The 10,880-nt window shown below is 44.3% G+C and carries 12 protein-coding genes and 1 tRNA gene; 9 read left to right on the top strand and 4 right to left on the bottom strand.

The annotated features are described in order from the left end of the window. A partial coding sequence (locus L0G63_RS12460; protein WP_058025687.1) for an IS3 family transposase occupies positions 1-226 on the top strand: 226 nt, incomplete at its 5' end. Here the strand turns inward: L0G63_RS12460 and L0G63_RS12455 are convergent. From L0G63_RS12455 to L0G63_RS12445, 3 genes are all read right to left on the bottom strand, one after another. After that, positions 214-453 (bottom strand): hypothetical protein, encoded by a 240-nt coding sequence (locus L0G63_RS12455; RefSeq protein WP_301450942.1) that lies wholly within the window; start codon positions 451-453, stop codon positions 214-216. The two genes, L0G63_RS12460 and L0G63_RS12455, sit on opposite strands and share 13 nt — an antisense overlap. A gap of 182 nt (positions 454-635) precedes the next feature. Then, a tRNA-Leu gene (locus L0G63_RS12450) sits at positions 636-722 on the bottom strand. Between the two features lie 138 nt (positions 723-860). Then, positions 861-1,634 (bottom strand): ferredoxin--NADP reductase, encoded by a 774-nt coding sequence (locus L0G63_RS12445; RefSeq protein WP_186474753.1) that lies wholly within the window; start codon positions 1,632-1,634, stop codon positions 861-863. Between the two features lie 427 nt (positions 1,635-2,061). Between L0G63_RS12445 and tsaA the strand changes: the two genes are divergently transcribed. The 8 genes from tsaA (at position 2,062) to gspK (ending at position 10,028) form a co-directional block, all read left to right on the top strand. Beyond that, on the top strand, positions 2,062-2,919 hold the full coding sequence (gene tsaA, locus L0G63_RS12440) for a tRNA (N6-threonylcarbamoyladenosine(37)-N6)-methyltransferase TrmO (RefSeq protein WP_301450941.1): 858 nt from the start codon (positions 2,062-2,064) through the stop codon (positions 2,917-2,919). Positions 2,920-2,977: 58 nt separating this feature from the next. Then, the gene (locus L0G63_RS12435) at positions 2,978-4,765 is read left to right on the top strand and encodes a GspE/PulE family protein (protein WP_301450940.1); all 1,788 of its coding nucleotides are present in this window, start codon (positions 2,978-2,980) and stop codon (positions 4,763-4,765) included. A gap of 174 nt (positions 4,766-4,939) precedes the next feature. Next, entirely contained in the window at positions 4,940-5,728 is a 789-nt protein-coding gene (locus L0G63_RS12430; protein WP_301450939.1) for a TatD family hydrolase, read from the top strand. 238 nt (positions 5,729-5,966) lie between these two features. Further along, a complete protein-coding gene (locus tag L0G63_RS12425) occupies positions 5,967-6,650 on the top strand; it encodes a TetR/AcrR family transcriptional regulator (RefSeq protein WP_301450938.1) in 684 nt (227 codons plus the stop codon). Between the two features lie 146 nt (positions 6,651-6,796). Continuing rightward, complete coding sequence (locus L0G63_RS12420) at positions 6,797-7,627, top strand: prepilin-type N-terminal cleavage/methylation domain-containing protein (protein WP_301450937.1); 831 nt, start codon at positions 6,797-6,799, stop codon at positions 7,625-7,627. Then, a complete protein-coding gene (gspI, locus tag L0G63_RS12415) occupies positions 7,624-8,112 on the top strand; it encodes a type II secretion system minor pseudopilin GspI (RefSeq protein WP_301450936.1) in 489 nt (162 codons plus the stop codon). The genes L0G63_RS12420 and gspI overlap by 4 nt, the downstream gene beginning before the upstream one ends. A gap of 2 nt (positions 8,113-8,114) precedes the next feature. Continuing rightward, the gene (gspJ, locus tag L0G63_RS12410; RefSeq protein ID WP_301450943.1) at positions 8,115-8,933 is read left to right on the top strand and encodes a type II secretion system minor pseudopilin GspJ; all 819 of its coding nucleotides are present in this window, start codon (positions 8,115-8,117) and stop codon (positions 8,931-8,933) included. Between the two features lie 48 nt (positions 8,934-8,981). After that, entirely contained in the window at positions 8,982-10,028 is a 1,047-nt protein-coding gene (gspK, locus tag L0G63_RS12405; RefSeq protein WP_301450935.1) for a type II secretion system minor pseudopilin GspK, read from the top strand. Between the two features lie 21 nt (positions 10,029-10,049). Here gspK and L0G63_RS12400 read toward each other — a convergent pair whose 3' ends face one another. Continuing rightward, the gene (locus tag L0G63_RS12400) at positions 10,050-10,730 is read right to left on the bottom strand and encodes a TetR family transcriptional regulator (protein ID WP_301450934.1); all 681 of its coding nucleotides are present in this window, start codon (positions 10,728-10,730) and stop codon (positions 10,050-10,052) included. Positions 10,731-10,880 lie beyond the last annotated feature (150 nt).

The following is a 10,880-nucleotide window of genomic DNA, read 5'->3' as shown; positions in this document are numbered from 1 at the left end:
AATGAGCGGCAAAGGTAATTGCTATGACAACGCACCTATAGAAAGCTTCTGGGGCGTCTTGAAGAATGAACTAGTATATCATCAAGATTATAAAACGAGGTTTGCAGCCACTAGCGATATCATTGGGTATATTGAGCTGTATTATAATCAGACTAGGATTCAAAAGGGCTTGGGCTATCGAGCGCCAAGACAGGTGTGGTTTGACTACTATCGTCAGGCTGCGTAATTAAAATCTCCCAAGTTTGGTTCTACGGATTTGACAGCATGGGTCAGTGTTTCTTCAACTTCGTCACGATAGAGCTTACCATTGATGCGTTTATGAAGCGTGTATCTCTTAGATTGCTTACCCACACGAAGTGCAAAACCCGTTAATACTTCATCCATGTAGATGTCTGTACCATTTGAAGCATATGCAACTGAATCGATAAACTTCTTACTAAGCTTAACTTTCATAATTCATCCGTCACGCCGCAGTTATTATATTAATAGCACTATAATACGTGAACATGCAGATGTATTAAAGTATCAAGATAGTATCAAAATTTTATTTTACGCTGTTATTACTCGACCAATTTATAAATAATTCACGCAATAAAAAACCCTCACAATCTATAGACTGTAAGGGTTTCGTATAGTGGTACCAGTGGTCGGACTCGAACCGACACGCTTTTAAAGGCAACGGATTTTGAATCCGTCATGTCTACCAATTCCATCACACTGGCATGTTAGAATATAATGTCTATTAAATAAATATTATCGAATTGGACTACAGGGTTAACTCTGTATAGGCTGCGTATTATAGCAGCCTATTTTTGATCGTCAAGACTTATTTAAAATAATTTTCGATCAATTCAACATTTTTATCCTACAAAAGCACGCTCAACTGCGTAATCTGCTTGCACCCCCATGCGCGGTGATACAGTCAGACCAAAATCATCTAGAATGGCTGACACTTCGGCGTTGAATGGCATGCTGCCACATAACATGACGCGGTCGTCGTCTTTATTCATTGGAGGCAAACCGATGTCTTCGAATAACTTACCTGATTTCATCAAATCGGTGACTCGGCCTTGGTTTCTAAACTCTTCACGAGTAACGGTCGGGTAGTAGATGAACTTTTCGCGGAACCATTCACCAAAGATTTCATCATTAGGCAGCTCATTTTCGAACATATCGCGGTAAGCTAAATCATCAACGTGGCGGACACCATGAACCAAAATAACTTTGTCAAAACGCTCATATACTTCAGGATCGCGAGCAAGTGCCAAGAAAGGGGCAAGTCCGGTACCTGTTGAGAGCATGTATAAATGTTTGCCAGGTAATAAATCATCCAATACCAACGTACCTGTTGGTTTTTTGCTGACCAGTAGCTCATCGCCAACTTTGATATGCTGCAAGCGTGAGGTTAACGGACCGTCTTGAACTTTGATGGAGAAAAACTCTAAATGCTCTTCGTAGTTGGGACTAGCAATCGAGTAAGCACGTAGCAGTGGTCTACCATCGACAACAAGACCTATCATCGCAAATTCGCCATTACGAAAGCGTAAGCCGTCGTCACGAGTGGTTTTGATACTAAATAGAGAGTCATTCCAATGATGAACCTCTGTGACCGTTTCGGTGCGAAGTTTTGACATAAAGTCCTCGTTAATTAATAAGTGGTTATCGCTGTCGTTAGGCTTAAATACGTATTAAATCAAAATTTTCAATGATAGATTAAAAAATATAAAAACCTATCAGTATTCTAATAGTTATCGAAAAAGCTGAATGTTAAAACGTACCTACCGTAAAATTCAATAATAAGGTTTATCTATCAGCCAATAGGGCTGTAGACTATTTTTTGTGCATGTTAAATCATCAGTATTGATAAGAGGAGTTACAAATAAGCCAAATGTAAAAGACTCTCATCAAAAAATTTCTTGCACATGATATCAAACTTTAAAGTAAAAATCCGTTTAGCTGCTACCCACCAGCATGATAAAATGGAATATCGTTAGTGAGTAATTTTGTATCATTTGGCCAAATTGTCTAAAAAGAACCGTTTTTTATTACTGGAGCTGCTCTATGTTTGATGACAATATGTCTTTAGATAACTCTCACCACGTCCCAATCATTGGCTACCATCGTGCGCCGCTGTCACAAAAATTTGGGGCGCCGCGTCAGCCAAATTTGGTCGCGCTGACCAGTGCCATTGAAATGCTAGCGCCCTACGATACACCGGCGGCGTTTGATGGTTTAGAAGCATTTAGCCATATATGGGTCAGCTGGCAGTTTCATCATAATTATCGAGATAAAGACAATAATCAAGCCAATAGTAGCTTTCGAGCGCAAGTGCGGCCACCAAGATTGGGTGGCAACCAAAAGATAGGCGTATTTGCCAGTCGTAGTATGTATCGACCATCAGCGCTAGGACTGTCCGTCGTCAAACTTGAGCGTATCGAGATAGTACAAGGCCGTGTGCTACTGGTTATTGAAGGTGCTGATATGATAGATGGCACGCCCATCATCGATATCAAGCCGTACGTAGCTTATAGCGACGCACTGATGTCTGCCGAAAGTGGCTTTGCACCGATTGCGCCAACATTGCTAGATGTGGTCATAACAGAGACTGCTTATGAGCAATTTTTAACACAAGTGAACGCAGAAGCCTCTACTAGAGGTGGCGATATCGATGTCAAAGACAAAGGCACAAACAATGCTGCAAAAAATACAACCGTGGCGTCGCTCGTTGATCAAATACAAAACAAGCTGGTCGCAGCCGATATCGATGCTATTAAAGCGCTAATTGCGCAAGATCCAAGGCCTGCATACCGCCGCAGAGAGAAAGAAACCTCATTTATCATGCGCTATAAGTCTGTTGATGTGAGCTTTTGGCTGATAGACTCAGGACAGTTGCAAATAACAGCGGTAGTGGCAATATAAGTGATATGAATCGATAGCATGTTTGTCAACATACCCCAAACAATAAAAGAAGAAAAATATGGCTGCTCAGAATTATTCGATAGTGATTGATTTACGCTGGTGCCTAGATGAGTTATTGGCCGATAAAGTCATCGATCAGCGCGGCTATAATCTGGTCATAACCAGTCGCCGCAATAAGGATCAGCACCCACTAATAACGATTAGTGAGTTTGGGCTGCCTAATGGGCATGCTCTTGAGGATAGCTCTGATCACAAATTGACGCTAGCCTGGCTAAATCAGTGGCTAGCGGCCAAAGCAGACATGCCACTCGTTCGTATTGATCCATTAAAAGTTGACGTCCCGGCAGTGACGCAGCTGATGTCTTTTGAATATGCACGCTCACAGTATATTTTGCCCATTGAGGTCACTTTAGATGAAGTGGTCATCGGGACAGATCAGCCTTTTTACACTGATTGGCATTCAAGCATCGAAAAGCTGATCAAGTCAAAAAGCTATCGCACGGTCTATATCAATCCTGAGCAAATCAATCGCTACCGCCAAGAGTTCTATCAGGTCACGCAAGCGATAGCTGGGGCAAATAGTGTGCACAAGCGGGCAGCCGCTGATGTCACCAATGTCGAAGCATTACTACAATTGGGTGACAACACCAACCCTGATGCCAACGACCAGCATATCGTTAGAGTGGTTGATTGGCTCTTACAATATGCCTTTGAGCAGCGTGCCAGTGATATCCATTTGGAGCCGCGCCGTGAGACGGGCAAAGTGCGATTTCGTATTGATGGCGTGCTGCATACCGTGTACGAGATGCCACTCGCGATTATCGTGGCGGTGACGGCACGTATCAAAATCTTAGGACGATTGAATGTTGCAGAAAAACGTAAGCCGCAAGATGGTCGACTAAAAACCCGTACGCCAAAAGGGCTAGAGACTGAGCTGCGTCTATCGACTATGCCTACCGCTTTTGGAGAAAAGCTGGTCATGCGGGTTTTTGACCCTGAAGTGCTCGTGCGCTCGTTCGCGCAGCTTGGTCTATCGGGTAAGCAGCTTGACACTTGGCATGAGCTGACCGCCCACCCCAATGGTATTATTTTGGTCACTGGACCGACGGGATCAGGTAAAACGACGACTCTTTATAGCACGCTCAAGCAGCTTGCCACTGAGCAGGTGAATGTCTGTACGATTGAAGATCCTATCGAAATGATTGAGCCTGCATTCAACCAAATGCAGGTGAGTCCAGGAATTGATTTATACTTTGCAGATGGTATCCGCTCTTTGATGCGTCAGGATCCTGATATCATTATGGTTGGAGAAATACGGGATGCAGAAACCGCTAACATGGCTGTGCAGGCCTCACTTACTGGGCACTTGGTACTCTCGACCTTGCATACCAATGACGCACCAAGTTCTATTACGCGCTTACACGATCTGGGCATTCAGCCTTTTTTGACCTCAGCGACTATATTAGGCGTCATGGCACAGCGCTTGCTACGAACGCTATGTCCGCACTGTAAAAAAGCTGTGGACGTCACCGTAGATAGTGAGATTGCCATCCAATGGCAAGAGCTTGTTCAGCCTTGGCGCGCGCCAGTACCAACACAGATTTATATCGCGCAAGGTTGCGAGCACTGTCGACATACTGGTTATCAAGGGCGCGTCGGGCTCTACGAGATTATGCCTTTATCCAATGAGTTAAAAAAATTGGTCGCTGCCGATGCCAATTTAGACGTACTTAAGCAACAGGCATACCGCGAAGGGGTGCAACCCTTACGTGTCTCTGGTGCAAAACGCGTGAGTGAAGGGGTGACGACGATAGAAGAGGTGATGCGTGTGGTGCCGCTACATTAGTATAAGGCATTTACAAACCAGATTATCAACAATAGCCACACCTAAATATTGCTGTGTTTGACTATAGCGATATTTTCTCGACTTGAAAATATAAGTCTTTAGAGCAATCAACACACTAACGAATGTTAAATCCCAATAACTTTTACTGATACTGTTCCAACAACGAGATTATTTATGTTTACAGATACGCATTGCCATCTTAACCGCTTAGATCTAACCAAATATGATGGCCAATTGGCTGGTGCGATTGACGCCATGAAAACGGCTAATGTCACTCGCGCGATGGCGATCATGTGTGATTTTGCTGAATATGATGAGATTGCTGATATTGTCAGCACTTATAATGATGAGACTTTAAACCTAGGGATGAGTGTCGGTATTCATCCTTGTGAGGATATTGGTATATTACAATCGGCGACAGTCGAGCGTCTGATAGAAACGGCCAAAGCGGATCATGTGTGGGCAATTGGAGAGACAGGACTCGATTATTACTGGTCAACAGAAAACAAAAAAGAGCAGCAAGCCAGCCTTGCGCGTCATATTCATGCCAGTCAGCAACTAAAAAAGCCACTCGTCATCCATATGCGTGATGCCAAAGAAGACACGATTGATATTCTAAAAAGTGAAGGGGCGGAGCATGGCATCATTCATTGTTTTACTGAAGATTGGGAGACAGCGAAGCGCGCGCTAGATCTAGGGTTTTATATCTCATTCTCAGGTATCGTGAGTTTCAAGAGAGCACAAGATATCAAGGATGCTGCTCAAAAAATGCCGAGAGACAGAATGCTCATCGAGACGGACAGTCCATACCTAGCGCCAGTGCCAAAACGCGGTCGACCAAATGAGCCTGCCTATGTGCCTTATGTTGCCAGTTGTCTGGCAGATATGTATGGGTGTAGCAGTGAAGACGTGGGAGCATTGACCGCAAAAAACTTTGAAAATTTACTGGCACAGTATCATTAAAATGGTTATGCTATGACCAATCAGTCATTTATTAGACAGCCTTGTGATCCAAACCCCTTGAGTATTCATAATACTAAATACAACCACATGGCTATCAATGACTATTTAGCAAACATAAGCATATTCCCTTTTATAGTTTTCGAGCAGTTTTGGTATAGGTAGCCTCATACTCTTGTTGCCGATGTACTGCCATAAATGATGGTTGTATGCTTAATCTTGTCATGTTTTAGGAGAGATTATGAGTCGTCAGCATCAGTTCAAGGCACGAGAAGAAAATATCTTAGCGATGGCAGAGCAATTGTTACTTGAGTCAGGTGATGGTGATATCACTTTGGACAGTTTGGCCGATCAGCTTGACTTGGCCAAAGGCACACTTTATAAGCATTTTTCTAGTAAAGATGAGCTTTATTTGCGTATTATTATTCGTTATGAAGAGCAGCTATTCGATATCAACCGTATTGATGACTGTCCCTCGGCAGGCGTTGCTCGTATGATTTTTCAGCAACTATTTAACCCGCAAAAAGCCATGCTGCTAAACCAAATTGAAGAGCGTTTGGTAGCCTCTGTGACTGGTCTCAATCGCTTGTTTGGTGAATTATATGATATTCGTCGTCAGCGTATGAAGCGTTCGATTGATATTATCAGTGCTTATCTAAAAGATGAGAACAGTACCCTAAGTACGCGTGATTATTTATCTTCTATTTGGGCGATGGGTCAAGGCGGTGCAGGACTACTAAATTCAAGCTTTTACCAGCGTTATCTGGGTCGCCGTGACACCTTACGCTACGCTTTTGTTCAACAAATTCTAGAATTGCCGAGTCATTATCCTGCCGAAGATGAAGAGGTGATGGATGAGGATATGCAAGAGTTGGTCGAGCAAATCGATACAGAATCAGAAGAGCATCGCAATACTAACTATTAGGCGGTTTATTGACTGTTGAAATTATTATGTGACGTTGTGTGCTGTTATCCTTGGTATGGCGGCACGCTAAAAAACGTTTTTTAGCGTTTATAAAAGTGAGCGCTATCACGCTATACAAAACCGAATTATAGGCTTATAGGTGCAATATGCCGGTCACTGTCAAGACTCAGTCCAGCCAAGCGATCATTTGCCCGTTAGCCACAATCGCTGAGCCTTTAGGTCTCAATCGTTTTGAGATCATATCCATCTCTTCTTATCACCGTAATGTCCTTACTACATCAACCAAAGACTCTCTTTTGACTTCTAGTCTATCAACTAAGCGAGCGACACAGACAGGATTTACGCTGGTCGAAATCGTGGTGGTGGTGGTTATTCTATCTATATTTGCTGGTATGATGAGCTTGTCCGTTGGCAGTAGTGATTCTCGTAAAAACCGTGCATTTTACGAACATCTTGCCGATTCATTAAGCTATGTCCGTCTACTATCAGCTGAGCGTATGCAGCCAATGGGCTTACGTTTGCAGGCAGATAAGCAGGGACAGGTAGCGCCTGTAATCGTTACCTTATCGAATCCTTATATTGCCTATCAAACGGCTGATATTTTAGTAGGTAACAGGGACAGCCAGCCAAAGAACGCAATGGAGCTGTCTGCTGATTTGAGCAGTCTGTCAGACTCTACTGGAGAGACTCAGCCAACACCGAGCTGGGAGGTTGAGTCAGAGGTTAGCTTGCCTGAGTTACCCGCTGGCGTGAGTATCAGAGTGCAGAGCTTGGATGCTAGTAATTCAACGAGTACAGGACAGACGCAAACGCTACAGCCTTGGTTTAGTGATCAAAGCGTGCCGCAGGTACTATGGTTTGGTACGGGCCAAGCAACGCCTGTCACCATCGAAGTGGTACATGACTCGCGCTTAATTGGTGAAGTTATGACGATTATGCCTGATGGTAGTATTATGATAGGTCAGGAACGATCGTGAAAAAACTGCCTCAGTACCCGATGATAAAAACTCAGCCACAACCTCTCAAGTCCACACGCGAGAGAGGATTTACTTTAATTGAGGTAATGGTTGCCTTAGCGATTTTGGCGGTAGTGGCTGTCGCAGCGAGCCGTGCTAGCAGTGCGTATTTGAGATCAGTGGACATATTGCGCACCCGCACGCTTGCTCACTTTGTTGCACAAAACGCGGCGGCTGATTTGCGTATTCAAGATACTTGGTTGACGGCCAATCGGACCCAAACGATCAATGCTCAAGGGCGGGATTGGCAAGTAGTCATGACTGTCGGTGATGCCATCACACCTGCACTAAAAGAAGTCAATATCGCAGTAGCGCCAATTATAAATGGACAGGCAGGCACGTCGGTCACTGATATTAGTGTCATGCTAAGCAATGCCGACCAAGACACAGGCAGTTTAGATTTAAGTAGTGAAAGTAGTATCGGACAAGCAGGGGGCGGCTTGTGAGTATGAAACTACAGCGCGGATTCACGCTCCTTGAGCTAATGGTTGCCATGGCGATATTTGCCATGCTGGCAGTGGCAGGCTGGCAAGTATTTGATGGTGTCAACCGCGCCCGCGAGCGCGCACAACGTCATGCAGATAATTTGGCGGTATTACAATATGCTTATCTACAAATACAGCAAGACATGGCACAAATAATCCCGTATCAAGCGCCTAATACTCAAGATACTGGGACGGCGAGTAGCGATATAAATGGCAATACGAATAATAATGCTCAAGACAATACGCCTGAGCCTTTTATGAGGGTAGATGGTGAACATATCAGCTTTGTACGTTTCGCTGATCCTGATCCACGTTATCAAAGCAGCACTAGTATCCAGCATATTGAATATATTTTTGCAGATGAGCGCCTGATACGCCGTCAATATACCAGTCTTGAAGATGGGCGCGATAGCGTCAGTTTAGACAGTGTGTTATTAGACGGTGTTACTGCTGGGCGTTGGCAAGCCTATTTGCCAGAGCTTAGCACCAAATTTCCAAGCGATGACGTCAATAATAGTAGCCGTGATACCAATATAGCCTTGGGTCAAACGGCGAATACAGCAAGCGCTGAGCCTGATGCTGTTTTACTACCCAAAGGGGTTGCCATCAATTTTACTTATCAAGAGATACCAATCACTTGGCAGTGGGCACTAGCGCCACAACCAATACCCCGTAGTAGCGCAAAGGCTGCTAATAGCAGCGACAATAATAATGGTAGTGATAGTAACAACAGTAATAGCGGTAGTAATACAGATAATAGCAGTGTGGGAAACAGTAATTGAGAAGGTAGTATTTAACATGCATCACTTGCTCAGCAACATAAGCTCTCTATGACAATGAAAGCAAACTCTCAGCGCGGTGTGGCGCTGCTCACTATCTTGCTATTGGTTGTGAGTATCACGGTGGTGGCAGGGGCGATGCTTGCTAGCCAAAAAGTTGCGATTAGGCGCAGCGGATTATTGTTTGATCAAAATCAGCTATTGCAAGATATCGATGCCGGTCAGCAGTTAGCAGTGACGATGATTCGTGCTGATAGCAAACTCAACGATACCGATAGTGAGCAAGATATCTGGGCACAGCCAATACCGCCATACGCATTAGCCAATCACAGTGTCAGTGTGGAGATACGTGATGAGGCCAGTCGTTTTAACCTCAATAATTTGTATTGGAATGGATCGGTTGATACTGCTGCGCTAGAAGTTTTTCAGCGTCTCTTAACACAGTTGAATTTAGAACCAGATATTGCTATTGCCGTCCTCGATTGGCAAGATACGGACAGTGAAGTTTATCTAGATGGCGGTGATGAAAGTGCGGTATATACCCAGCAACTAAACCGTTCAGTAGATGGCGCACTACCAAACCAGCCTTTTGTTAGCGTTGATCAGTTACAAGAGGTTCGAGGGGTGAGTGCAGAGGTGTTAGCGACACTACGACCTTATCTGACGGCGGTTCCTTATTATTTACCTATCAATATTAATACTGCGAGCCCCGCATTGCTTGCCGCACTGATCGATGGTGCCACCAGTCAGCAGATGCAAGGGATAGTCGACACACGCAGTAAGCAAGCGCTCACGTCTATCGATGAGCTATGGCAACTGCCAATTTTGAGTGGCTTAGATGAAAAGCAGCGGGCAGCATTGACGCCTTTGTTGGCAGTTGATAGCCAAGCCTTTATGGCGCTTATTACCGCGAGTGATAATGCAACTGTTGGTCAGGCAAGACAGCGCTTTGCTACCGTATTAATTGGCAAAAACGCAGCGAACGACAGTCAAGCCACAAATGACACTAGTGGTAGCAGTAGCGATGTCATTAGCGGAAAGCCCAAGGAAGTCAAAGTAGTCACGCAGCGACTATGGGCGTTTCGTCCTAGCTTTTGATGAATGGTAGTGCGCTTTTTATTAATCTCTTAAGCGAGTCTCTTCACTAGATTTCCAGTTGTAAGCACCATAAAATAGCATCTGCGCTTGGCGAGTGCAGTTATGTAGCATCAACTGTTTATTCTCTTCGATGACATTTAGATCGATTTCGTCATCGTGATCTTCAGTGTAGGTCAACTCTAACCAGTCGATAATCCAAGAAAAAAACATATTTACGCCCGCCTCAGCCAACAGACGACGGTCATAATCATTGATATGGGTAAATGCTGGCTGTAATGCTAGATCGTCTGCTAAGCTTTGGGCATGTTTTTTAACCAGTTCATTGATGGCTTTTCGCACAGATTCTGAGCCACCGTAGCGCTCACTGACCAAAAACTGCCAGTAGTAAGGCTGATCGCTGACCATATATAAGAACAACTGAATACTCTTCGCTATCTGACGATCAAAGCTACGCTTGCGTCCAATTTGTAGGCTATCGCTGAGTGTGGCGAGCGTACCACCCAACTCTTCGTTGACCAAGGCGCGACCGAGCGACTCCATATCATCAAAATGGCGATAAAATGCTGTTGGCACAACGCCAACCTCACGCGTGACTTGTCTGAGACTGATAGAGCTAAAAGACTGCCCTGTCATACATAGATCGAGTACGGCATTAAAAAAGGCGTGCCGAGTTTGAAGTTTTTTTTGTTCGCGACTGCTCATAATATTTCAAAATTATCCGATAGAGGTTTATCATACTCATTTCAGCGCACAAATACGACCAAAATGCACAATTCGTGCTAATTTACTAAACCTGCACTAGGGCGTGTTGAACATTCGCAAATAGGCACTGCTGATCGCTAAAATTGTTCC

Origin of the sequence: Psychrobacter sp. (assembly GCF_030454045.1) — a bacterium.
Classification (GTDB): domain Bacteria; phylum Pseudomonadota; class Gammaproteobacteria; order Pseudomonadales; family Moraxellaceae; genus Psychrobacter.
The sequence above is the reverse complement of the archived record's forward strand: the minus strand, read 5'-3'. Positions and strand labels throughout refer to the sequence as shown.